Annotated in this window: 18 protein-coding genes; 10 read left to right on the top strand and 8 right to left on the bottom strand. The window is 69.3% G+C overall.

Annotated elements, in window-relative coordinates; genetic code table 11:
* Positions 1-6 precede the first annotated feature (6 nt).
* From HPO96_RS21425 to HPO96_RS21410, 4 genes are read left to right on the top strand one after another with little or no spacing between them, the layout of a single operon-like run.
* A complete protein-coding gene (locus tag HPO96_RS21425) occupies positions 7-3180 on the top strand; it encodes a penicillin acylase family protein (RefSeq protein WP_171675300.1) in 3174 nt (1057 codons plus the stop codon).
* Positions 3181-3195: 15 nt separating this feature from the next.
* Positions 3196-3810, top strand: coding sequence for a YbjQ family protein (locus HPO96_RS21420; RefSeq protein ID WP_171675299.1), 615 nt, complete (start codon positions 3196-3198; stop codon positions 3808-3810).
* The gene (locus tag HPO96_RS21415; protein WP_337796746.1) at positions 3800-5164 is read left to right on the top strand and encodes a GH1 family beta-glucosidase; all 1365 of its coding nucleotides are present in this window, start codon (positions 3800-3802) and stop codon (positions 5162-5164) included. The genes HPO96_RS21420 and HPO96_RS21415 overlap by 11 nt, the downstream gene beginning before the upstream one ends.
* On the top strand, positions 5161-6390 hold the full coding sequence (locus tag HPO96_RS21410) for an MFS transporter (protein WP_171675297.1): 1230 nt from the start codon (positions 5161-5163) through the stop codon (positions 6388-6390). Before HPO96_RS21415 ends, HPO96_RS21410 begins: the two co-directional genes overlap by 4 nt.
* Here the strand turns inward: HPO96_RS21410 and HPO96_RS21405 are convergent.
* Positions 6365-7591 carry a winged helix-turn-helix domain-containing protein gene (locus HPO96_RS21405; protein WP_171675296.1) on the bottom strand — a complete coding sequence of 409 codons (1227 nt, stop codon included), beginning with the start codon at positions 7589-7591 and terminating at the stop codon, positions 6365-6367. The genes HPO96_RS21410 and HPO96_RS21405 overlap by 26 nt on opposite strands.
* Before the next feature lie 9 nt (positions 7592-7600).
* Positions 7601-8167, bottom strand: coding sequence for a hypothetical protein (locus tag HPO96_RS21400; protein WP_171675295.1), 567 nt, complete (start codon positions 8165-8167; stop codon positions 7601-7603).
* 94 nt (positions 8168-8261) lie between these two features.
* Here HPO96_RS21400 and HPO96_RS21395 point away from each other — a divergent pair, with 94 nt between their 5' ends.
* On the top strand, positions 8262-9473 hold the full coding sequence (locus HPO96_RS21395) for a pyridoxal phosphate-dependent aminotransferase (protein ID WP_171675294.1): 1212 nt from the start codon (positions 8262-8264) through the stop codon (positions 9471-9473).
* Positions 9474-10087: 614 nt separating this feature from the next.
* Here HPO96_RS21395 and HPO96_RS21390 read toward each other — a convergent pair.
* From HPO96_RS21390 to HPO96_RS21380, 3 genes are read right to left on the bottom strand one after another with little or no spacing between them, the layout of a single operon-like run.
* The gene (locus HPO96_RS21390) at positions 10088-11572 is read right to left on the bottom strand and encodes a tripartite tricarboxylate transporter permease (RefSeq protein WP_171675293.1); all 1485 of its coding nucleotides are present in this window, start codon (positions 11570-11572) and stop codon (positions 10088-10090) included.
* Entirely contained in the window at positions 11572-12072 is a 501-nt protein-coding gene (locus tag HPO96_RS21385; protein ID WP_171675292.1) for a tripartite tricarboxylate transporter TctB family protein, read from the bottom strand. The genes HPO96_RS21390 and HPO96_RS21385 overlap by 1 nt, the downstream gene beginning before the upstream one ends.
* Entirely contained in the window at positions 12069-13064 is a 996-nt protein-coding gene (locus tag HPO96_RS21380) for a Bug family tripartite tricarboxylate transporter substrate binding protein (protein ID WP_171675291.1), read from the bottom strand. The genes HPO96_RS21385 and HPO96_RS21380 overlap by 4 nt, the downstream gene beginning before the upstream one ends.
* A 161-nt stretch (positions 13065-13225) precedes the next feature.
* On the opposite strand from HPO96_RS21380, the gene HPO96_RS21375 reads away from it, so the two are divergent.
* The 4 genes from HPO96_RS21375 (at position 13226) to HPO96_RS38440 (ending at position 16562) form a co-directional block, all read left to right on the top strand.
* Positions 13226-14866, top strand: a complete 1641-nt coding sequence (locus HPO96_RS21375; RefSeq protein ID WP_202886258.1) for an ATP-binding protein — start codon at positions 13226-13228, stop codon at positions 14864-14866.
* Complete coding sequence (locus tag HPO96_RS21370) at positions 14863-15525, top strand: response regulator (RefSeq protein ID WP_171675290.1); 663 nt, start codon at positions 14863-14865, stop codon at positions 15523-15525. Before HPO96_RS21375 ends, HPO96_RS21370 begins: the two co-directional genes overlap by 4 nt.
* Positions 15526-15535: 10 nt before the next feature.
* Positions 15536-16057, top strand: a complete 522-nt coding sequence (locus tag HPO96_RS21365) for a gamma carbonic anhydrase family protein (RefSeq protein ID WP_171675289.1) — start codon at positions 15536-15538, stop codon at positions 16055-16057.
* A gap of 142 nt (positions 16058-16199) precedes the next feature.
* On the top strand, positions 16200-16562 hold the full coding sequence (locus tag HPO96_RS38440; RefSeq protein ID WP_337796745.1) for a cupin domain-containing protein: 363 nt from the start codon (positions 16200-16202) through the stop codon (positions 16560-16562).
* A 5-nt stretch (positions 16563-16567) separates the two neighbouring features.
* Here HPO96_RS38440 and HPO96_RS21355 read toward each other — a convergent pair whose 3' ends face one another.
* Positions 16568-17374 (bottom strand): endonuclease/exonuclease/phosphatase family protein, encoded by an 807-nt coding sequence (locus HPO96_RS21355; RefSeq protein WP_337796744.1) that lies wholly within the window; start codon positions 17372-17374, stop codon positions 16568-16570.
* A 39-nt stretch (positions 17375-17413) separates the two neighbouring features.
* A complete protein-coding gene (locus HPO96_RS21350; protein WP_171675288.1) occupies positions 17414-20425 on the bottom strand; it encodes a PQQ-dependent sugar dehydrogenase in 3012 nt (1003 codons plus the stop codon).
* Positions 20426-20546: 121 nt separating this feature from the next.
* Between HPO96_RS21350 and HPO96_RS21345 the strand changes: the two genes are divergently transcribed.
* Entirely contained in the window at positions 20547-21653 is a 1107-nt protein-coding gene (locus tag HPO96_RS21345) for a glycoside hydrolase family 172 protein (protein ID WP_171675287.1), read from the top strand.
* Here the strand turns inward: HPO96_RS21345 and HPO96_RS21340 are convergent, their stop codons facing one another.
* The gene (locus HPO96_RS21340; protein ID WP_171675286.1) at positions 21654-22274 is read right to left on the bottom strand and encodes a UdgX family uracil-DNA binding protein; all 621 of its coding nucleotides are present in this window, start codon (positions 22272-22274) and stop codon (positions 21654-21656) included. It lies immediately after the preceding gene.
* Positions 22275-22303: the final 29 nt, after the last annotated feature.

Genomic DNA, 22303 nt, shown 5'->3' with positions numbered 1-22303 from the left:
GACTCCGTGCCCCGCCCCGCACCCAGAACCCGTGCCCTCCGGCAGACGATCGCGGCGATCGCCGTCACTGCCGTGCTCGCCGCCCTGCCTGTTCCCAGCACCCAGGCGAGCCCGCAGGCCGCGTCGCCCAAGCCGCTCGCCGCGGCCCCCGTCGACTACTGCGCCGCCCAGTGCCGCGACATCCTGCCACCCGGCCAGAACGGTAACGCCACCTTCACGGATCTCCTTGGTTTCAAGGCGTTCGGCATCCGCCCGCCGCATTTCAGCGACACCGTGAAGCCCTACCAGGACCTGGTCTGGAACGCCCAGGGCATCACCGACGACGCTCTCGCGCCGTACTTCGACGATGCCTCCTTCGGCGTCAAACCGAACGATGTCGCGAGCACCTTCCAGCCCCGCCCGGATGTCACCATCGTCCGCGACAAGTCGCGCGGCATCCCGCATATCACCGGCGCCACCCGCCAGGGCCTGATGTTCGGCGCCGGGTACGCCGGCGCCCAGGACCGCCTCTTCGTGATGGACGTCTTCCGCCACCTCGGCCGCGGCCAGCTGACCCCGTTCGCCGGTGGCGCGCCCGCGAACCGCGCCTTCGAGCAGGAGTTCTGGCGGACGGCGCCGTACACCGAGGCCGACCTGCAACGCCAGTACGACGACGCCGACGAGCTCTACGGCGCCGAGGGCGTCAAGATGCAGCAGGACATCCAGGCCTGGGTCGACGGCGTCAACAACTACATCAACACGATCGGTATCGCGTACCCCGGTGAGTACGTGGCGCTCGGTCTCGACTGGCCGACCGCGCCGTGGAAGGTGACGGACGTCGTCGCCACCGCAGCCGTGGTGGCCGGCATCTTCGGCACCGGCGGCGGCGCCGAGGTGAACTCGGCCCTCGCGCTGCTCGAGGCCCAGGCCAAGTACGGCGTTGCCCAGGGCCCCAAGGTCTGGGAGTCGTTCCGCTCCCAGAACGACCCCGAGGCCAGTACGACGGTACACAACGGCGCGAGCTTCCCGTACGGCGTCACCGGCCCGAACCCGGCCGGACGCGCACTGCCCGACCGCGGCTCGGTCACCAAGGAACCCGAGGTGATCAACCAGACCGTCAACAAGAAGGCCGCCGCCAAACCCGCGCCGAAGGGTTCGGGCCAGCTCAAGGGCATCTTCGACGCCGGCGTCTTCCCCGAGGGCTTCGGCAAGAAGGCGATGTCGAACGCGCTGCTCGTGTCCGGCGCGCACACCGAGAGCGGTAACCCGGTCGCCGTCTACGGCCCGCAGACCGGCTACTTCGCACCTCAGCTGCTGATGCGCCAAGAGCTACAGGGCCCCGGCGTCAGCACCCGCGGAATCGCCTTTGCCGGCTTGAACTTCTACACGCTGATCGGCCGCGGCCCGGACTACTCCTGGAGCGCGACCTCCGCGGGCCAGGACATCACCGACACCTTCGCCGTCCCGCTCTGTGAGCCGAACGGCGGCACCCCGACCAAGAACTCGACGTACTACGTCTTCCGCGGCGAGTGCACGCCGATCGAGCGGCTCGAACGCCACAACGCGTGGTACTCCAGCCTCGGCTCCTCCGAACCGGCCGGCTCGTACACGCTGGTCGCGCTGCGGACGAAGTACGGCATCGTCACCCATCGCGGCACGGTCGGCGGCAAACCGGTGCTGTTCACCAAGAACCGCTCGACCTACGGAAACGACGCGGGCTCGGCGCTCGGGTTCATGCAGTTCAACGACCCGGACAAGATGAAGAACGCCGACGACTTCAAGAAGGCCGCGCAGAACATCGGCTACACGTTCAACTGGTTCTACACGGACAAGTCGACGATCGCGTACTACAACTCCGGTGACAACCCGGTCCGCAAGGCCGGCGCCGACCCGAACCTGCCGACCTGGAGCACCTACGAGTGGCAGGGCTGGAACTCGTCGACGAACCGGGCCGCCTACACCCCGCCGAACGAGCACCCGCAGGTCGTCAACCAGGACTACCTGACCAGCTGGAACAACAAGCAGGCCCCGGGCTTCTCGGCGTCCGACAGTCAATGGGGTTACAACGGCCTCTATCGCGACCAGCCGCTCGACGACCGGATCAAGGCGGTCATCAACGGCGGCCAGAAGTTCACCCGCGGCAAACTGGTCGAGGCGATGGAGACCGCGGCGACGGTCGACCTCCGGGCCGACTACGTGCTGCCGTACCTGCTGCGGGTGCTGAAGAGCGCGCCGATCACCGACCCGGCGGTCGCGGACGCCGTCGCCAAGCTGACCGCCTGGAAACAGGCCGGTAGCCACCGCAAGTCGCCGAACGCGGGCTCGAAGACCTACGACCACGCCGAGGCGATCCGGATCCTCGACGCCTGGTGGCCGATCCTGGTCCCGGCCCAGTTCAAGGACCTCGGGCCCGACCTGTACGCCGCCCTGGTCGCGAACCTGAAGATCGACGAGCGGCCGGGCCCGCAGGGGTCGGCGTTCCAGAGCGGCTGGTGGGGTTTCGTCCAGCGCGACCTGCGCAAGGTGCTCGGCGACCCGGTGAAGGCCGCGCAGCCGGTCACGTTCTGCGGCGGCGGCACGCTCGCGGCCTGCCGGTCGGTTCTGACGGACTCTTTGCTGGCAGCAACCAAGGTGCCGGCGGCTACGACCTACCCGGCGTCCGCGGACTGCGCGGCGGGCGACCAGTTCTGCGCGGACCAGATCGCGCACAACCCGATGGGCGGGATCACGCAGGACCGGATGGCCTGGGTGAACCGGCCGACCTACCAGCAGGTGATCGAGTTCCCGGCCCGGCGCGGGGACGACGTCAGCAACCTTGCGCAGGGCAGGACGGCGACGGCCAGCAGCCACGAGACCGGCGCGTACAACTCGCCGCCGGTGAACGCGGTCGACGGCAAGCTGAACACCCGATGGGCCAGTGACTGGTCGGACGCGCAGTGGCTGGCGGTCGACCTCGGCAGCACCCAGCAGGTCGGCCGGGTGGTGCTCAACTGGGAGGCGGCGTACGCGAAGGGGTATCGGATCGAGGTGTCCACCGACGGGTCGACGTGGCGGCAGGTGTTCGCGACGACGACCGGGAACGGCGGGGAGGACGTCGTACGGTTCCCGGCCACGCAGGCCCGGTATGTGCGGCTCGTGGGTACGCAGCGGGCGACGTCGTACGGGTATTCGGTGTTTGAGCTCCAGGTGTTTCGGCAGTGATGTCAGGATGACTCCATGACGCAGAACTTCCCTCCGAACCCGAATCAGCCCCATCAGGGATACACACAGCCGCCGCAGCAGCCTGGTTACCAGCAGGGTCCGCCTCCTGGTTACCAGGGCCCGCCGCCGCAGCAGGGGTACCAGCAGGGGCCGCCGCCGCAGGGCTACGGCCAGCCGGCTCCGGGGTACGGGCAGGCGCCGGGCAACTACCAGACGGCGCCGCAGAACGCTCCGCACGTGGCTCCGCAGGGGTCGCCGTACCCGGTGCTGGTCTCGACCATGAACGACCTGCCCGGGTACACCGCGGAGAAGGTGTTCGGCGAGGTCTTCGGGCTGACCGTCCGGAGCCGGGACTTCGGCTCGAACTTCACCGCCAGCTTCCGGTCGCTGGGCGGCGGTGAGGTTCCGGAGTACACGCAGATGCTGGCCGAGTCGCGGCACGTCGCCGTGATGCGGATGTGCCAGATGGCGCAGCAGATGGGCGCCAACGCGATCCTCGCGATGCGGTTCGACTGCACCGAGATCGCGAACACGATGAGCGAGGTCGCGGCCTACGGGACCGCGGTGATCGTGCAGAAGGCCGAGCCGGCGCAGGACAAACCCGATGAGGACGATGCGAGTGACAGCTGAGCTTTCCTTTCCGCCTGGATTCCGCTGGGGTGTGTCGACCTCGGCGTACCAGATCGAAGGGGCCGTGGCCGAAGGCGGCCGCGGTCCCTCGACCTGGGACACGTTCTGCGCCGAGCCCGGCCGCGTGCTGAACGGCGAGACCGGTGCGGTCGCCTGCGACCACTACCACCGGTACGCCGAGGATGTCGCGCTGATGCGGGAGCTCGGCGTCGACACGTACCGGTTCTCGTTCTCCTGGCCGCGCATTCAGCCGGACGGGACCGGCCCGGGGAACGCCGCCGGGCTGGACTTCTACGACCGGCTGATCGACACGCTGCTCGGCGCCGGTATCCAGCCGGCGCCGACGCTGTACCACTGGGACACCCCGCAGGCCTTGGAGGACGCGGGCGGCTGGCTGTCCCGCGACATCACCGACCGGTTCGCGGACTACGCGTCGATGCTGGCCGCCCGGTTCGCGGACCGGGTGCCGATGTGGATCACGATCAACGAGCCGATGGTGATCACGCTGATGGGCTACTCGCTCGGAGCGCATGCCCCGGGCAAACAGTTGATGTTCGACGCGCTGCCGGTGGCCCATCATCAGTTGCTGGCCCACGGCCGCGCCGTCCAGGCATTGCGGGCCGGTGGCGCGCAGAACATCGGCATCGCGTCGAACCACGCGCCGACCTGGCCGGCCAGTGACAGCGCCGCGGACGTCGAGGCGGCCGGGCTCTACGACAACCTGATCAACTGGCTGTTCGCCGATCCGGTTCTGCTCGGCAAGTACCCGTCCGGGTTCGAGGCTGCGATGCCGGGGCCGGTCGAGGACGACCTGAAGGTGATCTCGACACCGCTCGACTGGTTCGGCATCAACCACTACGCGCCGGCCTCGGTCGGCGCCGCGACGGGCGAGGCCGACACCGCTGCCACCGATGGGATTCCGTTGCCCCCGGGGCTGCCGTTCGAGCCGAAGGAGCTGGCCGGCTACGACCGGACCGATTTCGGCTGGCCGATCGTGCCGGATGCGTTCGGCGAGATCCTGCGCACGTTCAAGCAGCGGTACGGCGATCGGCTGCCGCCGATCTACATCACCGAGAACGGGTGTGCGATCAACGACGTACCGGTCGACGGCGTGGTGGACGACCAGCGCCGGATCGCTTACCTGGATGGCTATCTGCGGTCGTTGCGCTCGGCAATCGACGACGGGGCCGACGTCCGCGGGTACTTCCAGTGGTCGCTGCTCGACAACTTCGAGTGGGCGGCCGGGTACTCGCAGCGGTTCGGGCTCGTGCACGTCGATTTCGAGACGCTGGAGCGGACGCCGAAAGCGTCGTACCACTGGCTTCGCGACGTGATCGCGCAGCATCGGGGATGACCTCGGAGGCGCTCGCCGAACCCACGGATCGGGTCCGGGCCGGGTGGACGGCGGCCGTCGTACTGGCCAACGTCGGGGTGTTCGCCGCGTGGTTCGGGCCGATCCAGGTGCTGCTGGCGAAGCAGTCGGAGGCGGTCGCGCCGGGGAACAAGGAGTTCGTCTTCGGGCTGGTCACCGGGATCGGCGCGGCGGTGTCAGTGGTCGCCGCGCCGATCTTCGGCGCCGTCTCGGACCGGACGACGTCCCGGTTCGGGCGGCGGGTGCCGTGGACCTTGGGCGGCGCGCTCGGGGCTGCGGCCGGCCTGTTGGTGCTCGCCGGCGCGCAGGGGGTTGCGCTGATGCTGGTGGGTTGGTGTCTGGTGCAGCTGTTCGGCAACGCCGTCCTGGCGGCGCAGACGGCAACCGTGCCGGACCGGGTGCCGGTCGATCAGCGTGGGGTGGTCGGCGGCTGGGTCGCCGTCGCGCAGGTCCCGGGCGCGCTGGTCGGGACGGCGTTGGCAACGGTTGCCGGGGGCATCGGGTTCGGGTACGTCGCTTGTGCGGTGTTCTTCGTGTTGTCGGTACTGCCTTATGTGCTGCGGGGGCGCGACACCCCGCTTGCGGTCGCGCCGCCGCCGTTCGTCCTGCGGGGGTTCGTGCGTGGCTTCTGGGTGAGCCCGCGGCGGTATCCGGATTTCGGCTGGGCGTGGTTGACGCGGTTCCTGTTCAACGTGGGGAACTCGCTTGGGCTGCTGTACCTGTTCTATTACCTGCAGGACGAGGTCGGCGTCCCGGACGCGGCCACCGCCGTGCTGATCCTGACCGCGATCTACAGCGTTTGCGTGCTGATCACCGCGATCATCTTCGGCAGCTGGTCGGACCGGAGCGGCCGGCGGAAGATCTTCGTGATCGGCTCCGGGCTGGTGATGGGGGTCGCGGGGGTGATCCTGGCGGTCTGGCCGACTTGGCCGGGGGCGATCACCGGCGCGGTCGTCCTCGGGATCGGGTTCGGCGTCTATCTGTCCGTGGACTTCGCGCTGATCACCGAAGTCCTGCCGAATGCGCGGGACCGGGCCAAGGATCTCGGCGTGATCAACATCGCCAACTCGTTCCCACAGGTGATCGCGCCGGTGATCGCCGCGCCGATCGTCAAACACTTCGGCGGGTATCCGGTGCTTTACCTGCTGTCCGGGGTGGTCACCGCGGTGGCCGGCGTGCTGGTCAGCAAAGTCCGTTCGGTGCGCTGACGTTCTCCAGGCCGAGCCAGTCGGCCATCAGCCTGAGCTCGGCGGCCAGGGGCTCGGTGAAGTCGGGGGCGCCGGGCTCGGCGGTGACGGTGGGGACTAGCAGGGTCGAGGTGGCGCGGTCGGCCTTGAGGTCGACGCGGGCGACCAGTCGGTCGCCGAGGAGGAACGGGAGCACGTAGTACCCGTGGATGCGTTCTGCTGCTGGGGTGTAGATGCTGATCCGGTAGAAGAAGTCGAAGTAGTGCTGGGTGCGGTCGCGGTTCCAGATCAGCGGGTCGAAGGGCGAGATCAGGGCGCGGGTGTCGACCGGGCGGTCGGTTGCCTCGTGCCAGCGGTAGGACTGCTGTTTGACGCCCTCGACCTTGGCGGGGATCAGCTCACCGGCTTCGGTCAGCTCGGCGACGATGCGCCGGGCAGTGGCTGTCGGCAACTTGTAGTGGCCGCGGGCGCCGCAGAGGTCGGCGGCGGTGCCGATCCCGATACCGCGGGCGGCGATCCGGATCAGCTCGTGCTGCGGGTCGTCGGGCTCCGGGCCCGGAGCCGGCAGGGCGCGCTCGGTCAGGTCGTAGCGGCGCTCGAAGTTCTTCCGGCCGGCGACGGTGACCTGGCCGGCGGCGAACAGGTACTCGACGGCGATCTTGGCGTCCTGCCAGTTCCACATCTTGCCGGTGCCCGGGTCCGGATCGGGGTCGGTGCGCTTGCGGCGTACGTCGTCCGGGGCGATCTGCCCTGCGGTCAGCGGGCCGCGCTCGGCGATCGTGGCCAGCACCCGCTCGACGAACCCGGGGCGGTCTTTCTGGAGTCGCTGCATCCCGATGACCACCGACCAGGGCGCTGAGCCGATGCTCCAGTCCTGCTGCTCGGCGGCGCGCATTCGGTGCTGGAGCAGTGGGAAGTAGGCCAAGGGCAACAAGGCGGCCTTGTGCGCCCAGAAGTACTCGAAGAGCTCGCGATCCGGGCCCCAGCTGAGCTGGTCCAGGCGGTCGCGGGAGTAGTTGCCGAGGCGGGAGAAGAGCGGCAGGTAGTGGGCGCGGGTCAGCACGTTGACCGCGTCGACCTGCAGGACGCCGGCCTCCGCGATCGCCCGGCGCAACTGCCGGACGTCGAGCCGACCTACCGGCCGCCCGCTCGCGAATCCTTGCGCTACCAGCGCGATCCGTCGAGCCGCGGCGACCGGCACGTCGTCCCCGATCAGCTTCATGGAGCGAAGTTACCCGACCAGCGTCACCGTCTGCGTCGCCTTGCGCAGCACCTGCTGGAGCTCGGCCTGGTCCTGGAGCCGGCCGCCGACGGTCAATTCGACGTAGGCGCGATTGCCGCCGTCCAGGGTGTCGGCGTACCGGGTGGTGACGACGCGGTAGCCGCGGGCGCCGTCGGTGTAGCTGTACTTGACGTCGTAGTAGACGACCTTCGGCGCGTTGCCGGGGATCGTCGACCGCTCGACGCCGTGGTACTGCGACAGGATCTTCAGGCCCGGGACCTTCCGCAGCGCGGCGGTCTTCCGCGCGACCTGGGCCTTCGGGCTCACCTTCGCGTAGATGCCGTCCACGCGGAGCAGCTGGTTCGTGCCCTTGGTGAACTTGGCCTCGAACTGGTCGAGCTGGGTGAACTTCCAGCCCTTGGGCGCCTGGACCGCCACATTGCAGTGGTCCTTCGCCCAGCCCCAGCACTGGTAGTTGTAGCTCGGCCCGGCCGCGCTGCTCGGCGTCACCGCGACCACGGTGCTCACGATCGCCGCCGCCGCGGCACCCGCCAGCACTCGCCCCAGCTTCTTCATTGCTCTTCCCTCCCCAGGCGCCCGGCCCCAGTGGCCGAGCAGCAGTTCAGACGCAGCACGGGTGGGAGAAGTTGGCGCGGTTACCCTAAAGGGCATGGCCGTGCTGCAGTCGTCGAAACTTGCGAACGTCTGTTACGAGATCCGGGGGCCGGTGCTCGAGGAGGCCCAGCGGCTGGAGGCGGCCGGGCACAAGATCCTCAAGCTCAACACCGGGAACCCGGCCGCGTTCGGGTTCGAGTGCCCGCCGGAGATCCTGGAGGACATCGTCCGGCACCTGGCCGATGCCCACGGGTACGGCGACGCGAAGGGTTTGCCGGCCGCGCGGCGCGCCGTCGTCCAGCACTATCAGCCGTGGGGCGTGCAGCTCGACATCGAGGACGTCTACATCGGCAACGGGGTCTCCGAGCTGATCCAGATGGCGGTGCAGGCGCTGCTGGAGGACGGCGACGAGGTGCTGATCCCGGCGCCCGACTACCCGCTCTGGACGGCGGCCGTCGCGCTGGCCGGCGGGAAGGCCGTGCACTACCACTGCGACGAGCAGTCCGACTGGATGCCCGACCCGGCCGATATCGAAGCCAAGATCACCGACCGGACGAAAGCCCTGGTCGTGATCAACCCGAACAACCCCACCGGCGCCGTCTACGACCACGACCTGCTCGTCGCCCTCACCGACATCTGCCGCCGGCACGGCCTGATCCTCTACGCCGACGAGATCTACGACAAGATCCTCTACGACGACGCCACCCACACCCCACTCGCGTCGCTGGCGCCCGACGTCCTCACGCTCACCTTCAACGGCCTCTCCAAGGCCTACCGGGTAGCCGGCTACCGCTGCGGCTGGCTGGCCGTCAGCGGCCCCAAACACCACGCCACCAGCTACCTCGAGGGCCTGACGATCCTCTCCAACATGCGGCTGTGCGCCAACATGCCCGCCCAGCACGCCGTCGCCACCGCCCTGGGCGGCCACCAATCCATCAAACCCCTGGTGCTCCCCGGCGGCCGGCTCCTGGAACAACGCAACACCGCCTACGACCTGCTCACCCAGATCCCCGGCGTCACCTGCGTCAAACCCAAAGGCGCCCTCTACGTCTTCCCCCGCCTCGACCCCGCCGTCTACCCCATCAAAGACGACCGCCAACTCGTCCTGGACCTCCTCCGCACCGAAAAGATCCTCATCGTCCAAGGCACCGGCTTCAACTGGCCCACCCCCGACCACATCCGCATCGTCACCCTCCCCCACAAAGACCAACTAACCGACGCCCTGACCCGCTTCGCCACCTTCCTAACCACCTACCGCACCCGCTAACCCGCGAAAGGACACCGCTCCGCGGCGGCTGCCTGTTGGCGCCTCCGGCGCGGCCGCAGCTCGTTGGACGTCCTGGCTGTGGTTGACGCGGGGTGGTGTGGTGGACGGGGGTGGTGGTCGCCTTGGTAGGCGGGGTGCGGATGGGTGCTGCTTCGCGGCGGGTGTCGGTTGGTGCCCCTGAGCAGCCCGCAGGCCCGCCGACGCCGTGACCCGCGTCGCCACCTAACCACCTACCGCACCCGTTGACTCGCGATAACCGCGCCGCCGGGCGCCGCGCCAGGCGGACCGACGAACGGGTAGTAGCCCGGTCAGGCTGGTGGGCTACGGAGGGCGGCGGGGAGCCGAGCGTCACCTTTACCCGTTGGTCGGTGCGCCAAGAGGCAGGCGGCGAGATGTCGCGCGGAGGCAACTGCCGACGTGCTCAGCGTGGGCCGGCGGATATGCCGACCCCGGCGGAGCCTCCGGCGTTTGGTGGGTCGGCCCACCAAACGTGGAGGCCTGCGGCGATAAGGACAGGAGGTGGGGGCGGTGGGTGATGGGTGTGCGGCTGGGGAGAGGGGGGCGGCGGGCGTGCTGGGGGAACTACCTCCTGTCGTTGGAGCAGGTGACCAGGGTCAGGCGGGTTGTTTGGTGTGGGTGGGGAGGCGTTTGGAGATGAGGGGCCAGAGGAGGAGGGCGAGGATCAGCGCGTAGATGAGGTAGGAGAGGGGGCCGCCGAGGAGGCCTTGGGGGTGGCCGTTGGAGAGTTGGAGGGCGAGGCGGGCTTGGCGTTCGGCGAGGGGGCCGAGGATGACGCCGATGATGAGGGGGAGGACGGGGAGGCCGAAGCGGCGGAGGGTGAAGCCGAGGAGGCCTAGGAGGAGCAGGAGGACGAGGTCGAGGGGTTGGGCGTTGACGGCGTAGGCGCCCATGGAGGCGAAGAAGAGGATGCCGGCGTAGAGGTAGGGGCGGGGGATCTGGAGGAGTTTGGCCCAGGCGGGGGCGAGGGGGAGGTTGAGCAGGAGGAGGATCAGATTGCCGATGAAGAGGCTGGCGATGAGGGCCCAGACCAGGCGGGATTCGCGCTGGAAGAGCAGCGGGCCGGGCTGGATGCCGTAGGAGGTGAAGGCGGCGAGCATGACGGCGGCGGTGGCGTTGGTGGGGAGGCCGAGGGCGAGCATCGGGACGAGCGTGCCCGCGGCGGAGGCGTTGTTGGCCGCCTCCGGCCCGGCGACGCCCTCGATGGCGCCGTGGCCGAACTCCTCCGGATGTTTCGACAGCTTCTTCTCGGTCGCATAGGACAAGAACGTCGGGATCTCCGCCCCGCCGGCCGGCAGCGCCCCGATCGGGAACCCGTACGCCGTCCCGCGCAGCCAGGGTTTCCACGACCGCCGCCAGTCCGCGCGGCCCATCCACGGCCGCCCGACCGGGATGACGGTGCCCGGCGTCCGTCGCAGGTGCGCGGCCACCCAGAGCGCCTCGCCGACCGCAAAGATGCCCACCGCAACCACCACGACATCGATGCCGTCGGCAAGCTGTGGGACGCCGAACGTCAGCCGCTGCTGCCCGGTCACCTTGTCGATCCCGACCAGCCCGATCACCAACCCGAGCAGCAGCGCCGCGATCCCGCGGATCCGCGACGACCCGAGTACCGACGTCGCCCCGGCGAAGGCGAGCAACATGATCGCCAGGTAGTCCGGCGCCCCGAGGCTGATCGCGAACTTGACCACCTGCGGCGCGACCAGCGCGAGTAGCAGCGTCCCGATCGTGCCGGCCACGAACGACCCGATCGCCGCCGTCGCCAGCGCCTGGGCGGCGCGTCCGGAGCGCGCCATCTTGTTGCCTTCGATCGCCGTCACCACGGACGCCGATTCGCCCGGCGTGTTGAGCAGGATCGACGTCGTCGACCCGCCGTACATGCCGCCGTAGAAGATCCCGGCGAACAGGATCAGCGCCTGCACCGGCTCCAGCCCGTAGGTGATCGGCAGCAGCAGCGCGACCGTCATCGCCGGCCCGATCCCCGGCAGGACGCCGACCGCCGTCCCGACCGTCACGCCGAGCAGCGCGAGCAGCAGGTTCATCGGCGTCAGCACATCGGCGAAACCGTTCAGCAGGTCCATCACAAGATCCCTTGCAGTACGCCGGCCGGCAGGTTGACGCCGAGCCCGATCGCGAACAAATAGAACGTCGTCAGCGACAACCCGACCGCGATCACCAGGTTGCGCAGGTGGTTCCGGCTCCCCAGCGCGTACGCCGAACCCCAGAACAGCACCGCTCCGCTGATCACCCATCCGGCCGGTTCGATCAGCACCAGGTTCACCGCGAACGCCGCGATCAGCAGCCCGACCGTCCGCCAGTCGACGGGAGACGTCGGGTCGACGTCCTCACCGCCCTCGGCCTCGCCGGTCCCGCCGCGGGCGACGTCGACGGCGTACAGGACGGCGACCACGAGCAGCAGCACGCCGAGCACGATCGGCACCGGCTTCGGGCCGATCGGATCGGTGCTGTTGGCAATGTGCTGGATCCGCAGCGCGTCGGCGATCACCAGGCCGCCGACGATCGCGAGAAACCCGCAGACGCCGTACTGCGCTTTGTCGGACCGGGCGACAGCCCCGGTCACGCCGCCAGACCCAGCTTGGTCAGGACATCGGCGACCGCCTTGTCCTGCTCGGCCAGGAACGTCCCGAACGCGTCACCGGTGACGAAGGCATCCGTCCAGCCGTGTTTCGTCAGCTCGGCCTTCCACTGCTCCGAATCGTGCATCCGGGTCAGCGCGTCGATCCATAGCTGCTTGTCGGCGGCGCTGATCTCCGGCGGCGCGACGATCCCGCGCCAGTTGGTGAAGACCAGGTCGATCCCCGACCCCTTCAGCGTCGGCACGTCCTTCAGCGCGTCGACCGGCTGCTCACTCGTCACCGCGAGCACCCGCAGCTGCCCGCTCGCCACCTGGTCGAGGAACTCACCGAAACCGCTGGCGCCGAACGCGATCTTGTTGCCGAGCAACGCGGGCAGCAGCTCGCCGCCGCCGTCGTACGAGATGAAGTTGACCTGCTTCGGATCGATGCCGACCGCCTGCGCGAGCTGCATCGGCAACAGGTGGTCCGGCCCGCCGGGCGACGAGCCGCCGCCGACCGCGAACGACTTCGGGTTCGCCTTCCACGCGCTGACCAGATCGCCGATCGTCCGGTACGGCGAATCCTTCGGGACGACGATCGCCCCGGCCTCCTCGATCAGCTTGGCCAGCGGCGTCGTCTGGGTCAGCGTCGCCTTCGACTTCGAGGTGTACGTCGCCCCGACCACGCCGAGCCCCATCTGCAGGGCCAGTTTGCCGTTGCCCTTCTCGTTGACGGTCCGCTGCAGGCCGACCGTCCCGCCCGCGCCGGGCAGGTTGAACACCTGGACACCGGTCGCGATCTTCGCGTCGTCCAGGACCTTCGCCGCGACCCGCGCCGTCGTGTCGTACCCGCCGCCGGCCGTGTTCGGCACCATCAGCCGTAGCCCGGTGACCGGCTTGTCACTGCCGGTGTTCGCGGAATCGCCCTTCTCCGCCGTCGCTCCACAGGCGCTGACCCCCACCAGCGCCACCGCCGCAATCCACACCTTGAACCTCATCAGCGGAGTCCTTTCACACAGGGGATGTGGTCGAGATCGTGGCTGGGCGGGCGGTCCGCCGTCTGCGTTGTGACCGCAGCGGAGGTTGAGTTCATTGTGGTCACGACTCGTTTCGCGTCGAGGGGTGGCCTCGGACCGGTTCCAGCGGTGATCATGCGGCCGTGGCATTGCGAATCGGGAAGCGGCCGACCCTGGCCGGCCAGCTGCTGGTGCTGCAGCTGGCGATCGTGGTGGTGGTGCTGGTCGCCGTCGCCGCGGTCTCGCTGGCCCAATCGGCGGCCACGTTCAACCGGGTCGAGGGCCGCCGGGTGACCGCGCTCGCCGAGCAACTGGCCGGGAATCAGACGCTCCGCTTCGGGATTCGGCATCCGGCCCCGGCCGAGGTGCTGGCGCCGCTGCTACAGACGACGCTGATCCAGTCCGGCGTCACCTCGATCACGGTCGCGGACACGCGCGGCAAGATCATCGCGGCCACCAACCCGACCGCGATCGGGAGTCCGATCACCTTGGGTGATCCCGGTGTCACGGAGGGCCGTGGCTGGTCAGGGGAGTTGCGGGTGGACGCCGAGCCGGAGCTGGTCGCCCAGATCCCAGTCCTCAGCCAGGACACCGAGGACGGCTCGCTGGGCGCCCGGATCGGCACCGTGATGGTCGGCGAGCGGGTGCCGTCCGTCCTCGAACGGTTGCGCGGGGCATCGTCGTACCTGGCGATCTATCTCGGGATCGCCTGCCTGCTGGGCCTTCTCGGCTCCTGGATGCTTGCCCGGCGCATCAAACGCCAGACTCTCGGCCTCGAACCGCGGGAGATCGTCGGCCTGGCCGAACATCGCGAGGCGATGCTCTACGGGCTCGCCGAAGGAGTCGTTGCCCTCGACCCACAGTTGCGCGTGACGCTGGTCAACGACGTCGGCCGTCGCCTGCTCGACCTGCCCGCGGACGCCGTCGGGCGCAGCCTCCGCGAGCTGAACATTGTCGGCCGGTTGTTCGAGGTTCTCGCCGGCGAACACGAGGACACCCGGGACGCCGTCGTCGTCCGCCGCGGCCGGGTGCTCGTGATGAACCGGATGCACGTGACCAAGGACGGCCGCTCGCTCGGCTCGGTGACCACGCTCCGGGACCGGACCGAGCTGGCCCAGCTGGAGCGGGAGCTGGGCTTGTTCCGCTCATCCGCCGAACTGCTCCGCGCGCAGACCCACGAGTTCGCAAACCAGTTGCACACGATCTCCGGCCTGATCCAGATCGGCGAGTACGACGAGGTCGTCACGTACGTCGGGGCCCTCAACCGCTACCGCGAGTCGCTCGACCTGACCGTCACCCGCCGCGTTCACGACACCGCCGTCGCGGCGCTGCTGATGGCGAAGTCGAGTGTCGCGGCCGAGCGCCGAGTCGAGCTGCGGGTCTCCGAACGCACCACCCTGCAACGCCTGTCGCCCGAGCTCTCCGCGGACGTCGCGACCGTCGTCGGCAATCTGGTCGACAACGCAGTCGACGCCGCTGCGCAGTCCGGGACGCCGCTGTCACCCGCCTGGGTCGAGGTCGAGCTGCGCCAGGACGCGAGCAGCGTCGAGATCGAGGTCCGCGACTCCGGGCCCGGCGTCGCGCCCGAGCTCGCCCAGGAGGTCTTCGCGCACGGCTTCACCACGAAGGCCGCCGCCGGGGGCGAGCGCGGGATCGGGCTGGCGATGATCCGGCTGATCTGCCGGCGCCGCGGCGGTGAGGTCGCGGTCACCAACCTGGCCGACGGCGGCGCGGCGTTCGTCGCGCGGATGTCGGTTCAGCCGCTGCCCGAGGGGGCGAGATGATCAAGGTCCTGGTGGTCGACGACGATTTCATGGTCGCCCGGATCCACCGCGGGTTCGTGGACCGCGTGGACGGATTCGAGGTCGTCGGGACGGCGAACTCCGGCGAGCAGGCGCTGACCGCGATCCGCGAACTGCGGCCGGATCTGGTCCTGCTCGACCTCTACCTGCCGGATATCTTCGGGATCGAGCTGATCGGCCGGCTGCGCGCCGAGCAGCCCGACTGCGACATCCTGGTCATCACGGCCGCGCGGGAGGCGGACGCCGTCCGCGGCGCCGTCCGGCAAGGGGTCGTGAACTACCTGCTGAAACCCTTCGGTTTCGAGGATCTGCGATCTCGGTTGCAGCAGTACGTGCGGCAGCGGGCGAGCGTCCCCGATCAGGTGACCAGCCAGGCGGACGTCGATCGGGTGCTGACGCCGTCCCGGCCGCCGGCGAATCGGCTGCCGAAGGGGCTGAGCCAGGAGACCGCCGTCCTGGTGGCGACTGCGCTGCGCGGCGCCGACAGCCTGTCAGCGGCCGAGTGCGCGGAGCAGGTCGGGCTCTCCCGGGTCAGCGCGCGCCGCTACCTGGAGTTCTTCTGCACGCGGGAGCAAGCGGCGGTTGCGTTGCGGTACGGCGCGACAGGCCGTCCGGAACGCCGCTATCGCTGGCGCGCGTAGGCTCCGGCCTATGCCGCTGTTCTCGTTCGAAGGTAAGAGCCCGACCGTCCACCCCGACGCGTGGATCGCGCCGACGGCGACCTTGGTGGGTGATGTGATCGTCGAGGCCAAGGCCTCGATCTGGTACGGCGTGGTGATCCGGGCCGATCTGGGCACGATCACGATCCGCGCCGGCGCGAATGTCCAGGACAACTCGGTGATCCACTCCAACCGCGACGGCTGTGAGGTCGGCCCGAACGCGACGGTCGGTCACCAGTGCCTGGTCCACGACTGCGTGATCGGCGAGCAGGCGCTGGTCGGCAACGGCGCGATCGTGCTGGACGGCGCCGTCGTCGGCAGCCGCACGCTGATCGCGGCCGGGGCGACCGTGACGCCGGGCGCGGTGATCCCGCCGGAGTCGGTCGCGATGGGGAGCCCCGCGAAGAAGATCGTCCCGCTGGACGGGACGCCGAAACTGTTCGTCGAGCACAACGCCGCGATCTACCACGAGCTGGCCCGCCGGCACGCCGAGGGCGTCGTTCAAATCGACTGAAAATGTTGGAGTGGGACCCCGGGTGTGAGGGAGCATCGCATCCGATGCGTCGCCCCACCCCGGGAGTCCCGCTGTGGGCTGGCTGCTCAACCCGTCAAAACTCCAGTACCCATTGCGCTCCAAAGGACACAACGGAGGAAACGTGACCGAGATCGCGAACACCGGCGCCCACGTCATCAATCGCGCCAACGGCCAGGAGGACGGCGAAGGCTGGGAGGAGAACTACACAGAGTTGCCCGGCGGTGCCGGAGTGTCACTGATCCTGGAGTCCACCACCCAGGAAGGCGTCGGGCCGCGCCTGCACATGCACCCCTACGCCGAGACCTTCATCATCCGCCGCGGCTCCGCGACCTTCACCGTCGCCGACCAGCAGGTCGTCGGTCGCGCCGGGCAGATCCTCGTCGTCCCCGCCGACACCCCGCACAAGTTCCGCACCGGCCCCGGCGGGTACGAGGCGCTGCACATCCACGCCAACCCCACCTTCGAAACCACCTGGCTGGAGTAGCCGGGTCAGCCCAGCGTGAAGGTCGCGGCCACCGGGTAGTGATCGGAGGCGAACGTCGAGGGGACGGACGCCGCGGTCGCCTTCAGTGCGGGGCTGTGGAGCTGGTAGTCGATCCGCCGGGTGGGCAGCGGGACGGAACTGGTGAAGCCGAGCCCGATGCCGACCTCGGTCCAGGTGTCCTTCCAGCGCGCCGTCAGGGTTTTGATCTCGGCCGTGGTCGGGATCGCGTTCAGGTCGCCGACGAGCAGGGTCGGCTCGGTGGCGGCGCCGAGCAGGTTGACGACCGCGGTCGCTTGCTGCTGGCGCTCGGCCGGGGTGGCGTTGTTGAGGTGCGTGTTGGCGAAGCGCACCGGCGTGCCGTTGACGTCGAGTACAGCCTCGAGCAGCCCGCGCTGCTCCTCGGTCCCGACCTTCGGCAACGGCGTGTTCCGCGACTCCAGGATCGGGTACTTCGACAACACCAGGTTGCCGTACTGCCGCCGCGGCTTCCCGGGCTCCAGCGGATCCCAGTCCAGGTTGGGGGCGAACACATACGTCATCCCCAACCGCGTGGCCAGCCAGGCCGGCTGGTCCACCCAGTTGCTCCGGGCATCGAAGTACTTGTCGACCTCCTGCAGCCCGACAACCGCGGCCCCGGACGCCTCGATCGCCTTCGCGGTCCGCTCCAGATCGAGCTTCCCGTCCGTCCCCTGCCCGTGATGGATGTTGAACGTCAGCGTCTTCACCGTGGTCGCCTGTCCCGCCGCCTGAGCCGTCACCGGCGCCATCGCCAGCAAACACCCGAGAACCAGCACTCCGATTCGTCTGTACACGGCGAGCAGTATCCAACCCCCAAGGTCCACCGCGTCCGGTTACGGCAGCAGGAATTTCTGGCCCACGCCTGTGTGGCAGGTGTAGATGTTGACTCGGGTGCCGTTGGCGCTTTTGCCGTTTTCGGCGTCCAGGCAGAGGCCGGATTGTTTGTTGAGCAAGGTGCCGTCGGCGCGGGCGGTCCATTTCTGGCCGGGGCTGCCGTCGCAGGTCCATGGCGTGGTTGGGCTGCGTGGTGTGGTGCTACGCGCGTCCAGGCATTTGCCCTGGGAGCGGATTGTGCCGTCGTCCTGCGCGATCCATTGCTGTGCCGCCGCGCCGTTGCAGGTGTTGAACTGGACGACGGAGCCGGCCACCTCGACGCACTTGCCGGCGATGCCGGTGAGCGAGCCGGTGTCGCCGTACACGCCGAACTCCCAGAGACCGTTGTAGCTGCCGGCCACGCCGCGCGCGGTGATGTTGATGCGGACGTAGCGCGCGTAGTTGGGCGTGAACGCGACGCTGTCGATGAAGCCGTCGCCGGTCGTCGTCGAGTAGACCGTCTTCCAGGTGCGCCCGCTGCCGGAGATCTGGATCTGATACGCCTTCGCGTACGACGTCGACAGCCAGCTCAGCAGCGCCCGGTCAACCAGTTCGACCCGGCCGAGGTCGACGCGCAACCATTGCGGATCGCTGCGGGCGCTCGACCAGTACGTCGATGCCGAGCCGTCGACCGCGTTCGCACCCGGTCGGTTGAGGTAGACACTCGATGTCGCGACCGGTTTCTTCAAGGCCAGATTGCGTTTCGGCACGTAGGTCGCGGTGTACGTCGTCGGTGCGTCCGGCGCGACGAAGTTGTGCACCCGCGCGCCGCCGTCCGACCAGGACGCGAACCGGTACAGGTTCGTCCCGACCGGTTGTGCCGCCTCGGCTGCCAGCGTTCCGGTCGACCCGTTGATCGTCGTCCCGACGGCTGGAGTCTTGACCGTTCGATCGAGATACGTGAGCGACAGGCCGGACGGCTGGCTGGCGAAGGACAGGTTGGTCGTCTTCGGGTCGAGCCGCACGCTCTTCACATCGGTCAGCCCGCCGGCGTCCGTCGCCGTCAGCCGCAGCTCCAGGTACGACGGGTACTCGTGATCCGGCGCGGCGAACGAGCCATTGCTGCCGGTGAACGAGGTGATCGTGTGCTGATGGCAATCACTCGGGCAGTGATGCATGATCAGCGTCCACTTCAACGCCGAGCCCGGCAGCGCGCCCTGCTCCGCATCGGACGCCGAACCGGAGAAGCTGATCGCGTCGCCGACCTTCCAGGCCAACGCCGGACCGGGGCCGGTGATCGTTGCCGTCGGCGCCGTGTTGCCGACGTTGATCCGCGTCGAGGTGGTCGCCGTCCCACCCTGGCCGTCGCTGACCCGGAGCCGAACCGTCACCGGTCCGATGGCCGGGTACGTGCGTTGGACGGTCGCGGCGGTCGAGTCGTCGTACTGGCCGTCGCCGTCCAGGTCCCAGGCGTAGCTGAGCGGGTGGCCGTCGGCGTCACTGGACGCCGTGCCGTCGAAGCTCACCTGTAGCGGGGCGTTACCGCTGGCCGGATCGGCTTGGATGACCGCGGTCGGCGGGTTGTTGGTCGCGCTGTAGACGTAGCGACGGATCGTACCGCTTTCGTAGTCGACGGTGAACAGATCGCCGCCGGGGCCGATCTGCAGCCTGGTCGAGCCGTAGCCGGAGGCGAACTGGACGATCTTGGTCCTGTCCGGCAGGCCGTCCGCGCCCGGGAGCATTGCCCAGACGCACTTGCGGCTGTAGTCGGAGAAGAACAGCGCGCCGTCGTACTCGGCCGGATAGTTGCCGCCGGCATAGAACGCCATCCCGGACAGCGAGGAGCTGCCGACCGTGCAGGTCTCGTTCGCGGTCACGTGGGCCCGGTGCTGATAGGCGAAGTACGGCGCGGAAACGGCCGGAGCGCCGGCGGCGTACAGGCTCTCGCAGATGTTCACGTTGACCGAGTCGTACGCGTTCGAGCGGCCGGCGCCTTCGTAACAGGGCCAGCCGAAGTTCGCGACGCCGGCTGCCGGCAGGACGAGCCGGTTGATCTCCTCCCAGGCCGAGTAGCCGACGTCGCCGATCCACAGCTCGTTGGTCCCGGGGCGGAACGCGAAACGCATCGGGTTCCGCAGGCCCTCGGCGACGATCCGGCGGGCGTTCAGATCGGCGTTCGAGAGCAGCGGGTTACCGGGCGCGGCCTGGCCGGTGTCGGGGTTGATCCGGATGATCGAGCCGTCGAGGGTGACGGGGTCGCCGCTCGTCCGCAGGTCCTGCGAGCGGAGCGCGCCGCCTTCGGCCGTGGGCGGCGTGAGCTGCGCGCCGACCGGCGCCGTACCGTCGGCACACGCGTTGTCCGGGGTGGCGTCGGAGTCCGGATAGCCGTCCTGGCCGTAGTCGGTGAAGGTGAAACTCGCGCCGTCACCGCCACCGGCGTACAGCATGCCGTCCGGGCCGAACTCGATCGAGCCGATCGAGTGGCTCGGGTAGACCTGGCACCAGTCCTCGATCAGGACCTGTTCGGCGACGGCCGAGCCGGTCGACGTCAGCACCGACAGCCGCGCGCTGACCTGGCAGCCGTCGCTGGTCGGGCCAGGCGGTGACGGGCACGGGTCGTCGGAGGCGTTCGCCGTCCCCCACTTGGGCGCTTGCGCGCCGATCAGCGCGTCGTGCGTGTAGAGCACGTAGACGCGCGGGTCGGCCGGGAAGCCCGGGTGCAGGGCGAGGCCGAGCAGACCGCGGTCCCAGAAGTTGTGCACCTTGGTCCGCAGATCGGCGAAGACGGACGCCGAGGTGTCGTCGAGGGAGTCGAAGACCTTGATCAGGCCGCTCTTCTCGGCGACGAAGACCCGGCCGTCCGGCGAGAAGACGACGTTCGTCGGGTTCGTCAGGCCGTCGAAGACGGTCTGCTCGCTGAACCCGCTCGGCGTCGCGGCAGCCCGAGCCGGCTCGGACGCCGTCAACGGCACGAGCAGTAATACACACATCACAACCAGCACGCGCCGCAGCGCATCGGCGGAAAAACGCATGGAAATAAGCCCCCAGCCCCCACTCGGCCCCACCCCCGTGAGTTTCGCCAGGATGCGGCCTGGACAGGGACCTGCGCAAGAGTGCGTTTTACATTCGTTTCAAACGACCTGGGAGGAACGCATGACGTTCGCGGACTGGAACGCGGTCACCAAGGCCCCCGGCCGGCAGCGCAGCCGTTCGATCAACGCCGAGAATCCGACCGGTGCGCCCGGGATGGCCGCGCGGACGGCGTCCGCCCTCGGACCGTCCCGCAAGGGCAGACCCGCGATCGGCCTCGAGCCGGGCGAGACCGCCGTCCTGGCCGAGATCGACGGCTCGGGCGTGATCCGGCACATCTGGATGACCGTCCCGTCCGGCACAGCCGCGGGGCCGTGGGTACTGCGGGATCTGGTCCTGCGGATGTGGTGGGACGACGCCGAGCAGCCGGCCGTCGAAGTACCGCTCGGCGACTTCTTCTGCAACGGCTTCGGGCAGCGCGCTCTGGTGACCTCGGTCCCGATCGTGGTTGCGCCGACCGGCGGTATGAACTGCTACTTCCCGATGCCGTTCCGGCGCCGCGCCCGGATCGAGCTGACCAGTGAGCACCCGGGCCAGGTCGGCGGCATCTACTACCAGATCGACTACACCGTGGGCGACGAGCTCGGCGACGACACCGCTGCCTTCCGCGCGCAATGGCGGCGCAGCAACGGCTCCACCGCTCCCGCTGAGGACCACGTCATCCTGGACGGCATCTCCGGCAGCGGCCACTACGTCGGCACCTACATCGGCCTCACCGCACTCGAGCGCTACTGGTGGGGTGAGGGCGAGGTGAAGTTCTACCTCGATGACGACGACGCCTACCCGACTCAGTGCAGCACCGGCCTGGAGGACTACGCAGGCGGCGCCTGGGCCTTCCAGGACGCCCTCCGCGTCGACCCACCTCCAGTAGCCCTGACCTTCAGCGCGCCGTACTGCGGCTACCCGTTCTACTCCGCCGAAGACCGCACCGGCGCCTCGCCCTTCCTCACCAGCACCCTGCAGTCCCACGGCATGTACCGCTGGCACCTCCCCGACCCCGTCATCTTCCACTCCACCCTCAAAGTCACCCTCCAACAGATCGGCGCCTGGGACCACGGCCACTTCGAACGCGCCGACGACATCTCCACCGTCGCCTACTGGTACCAGCCCCTCGCCGACGCCAACGTCCTACCGGCCCTCCCACCCACCGCCCAGCGCCGCCCGCGCTAGCTACTGGCCGAGCAGGTCGCGGGCGGCTTGCAGATCGGCGACGAACAGGGCGAAGTCCTCGCGAAAACGCTCCGAGCGGACGACAGCCGACGGGTGGACGGTCGCCATCGCCGCTCGCCCGGACGGCAGCTCGACCCGCTCGCCACGGTGCTCGGTGACCTTGAAGCCGGGGCCGATCAGGGCACGCGCCGCGACGGCGCCGAGAATCACCACCAGTCGCGGACTGACGATGCGAAGTTCGCGTTCGAGCCAGGGGCGGCACGCGGTGATGTGGCCGACGGCCGGGGTCTTGTGGATTCGGCGTTTGCCCTTGGTCGTGTACCGGAAATGTTTGACGGCGTTGGTCAGGAAGACATCGGAGCGATCGATCCCGGCGGCGTCCAGGGCCTTGTCCAGGAGGCGTCCGGCCGGGCCGGCGAAGACGTGGCCCTGCTTGTCCTCGACGTCGCCGGGCTGCTCGCCGACCAGCATCAGCGCGGCCCGGGCCGGCCCTTCGCCGGGGACGACCTGCTCGGCGTGCTCCGCCAGATCACAGCCGTGGCAGGCGGGGAGGGCGGCGGTGAGCTTGCGGAGGCCGCCGGAGTTCGGGACCCAGCGGTTGGCGCCGGGGAACTGGTCCATGAGGAGCAGGTTCCCGGGGTGGGCGCAAC

It is taken from the genome of Kribbella sandramycini, assembly GCF_013131805.1.
Classification (GTDB): Bacteria; Actinomycetota; Actinomycetes; order Propionibacteriales; family Kribbellaceae; genus Kribbella; species Kribbella sandramycini.
The sequence above is the reverse complement of the archived record's forward strand: the minus strand, read 5'-3'. Positions and strand labels throughout refer to the sequence as shown.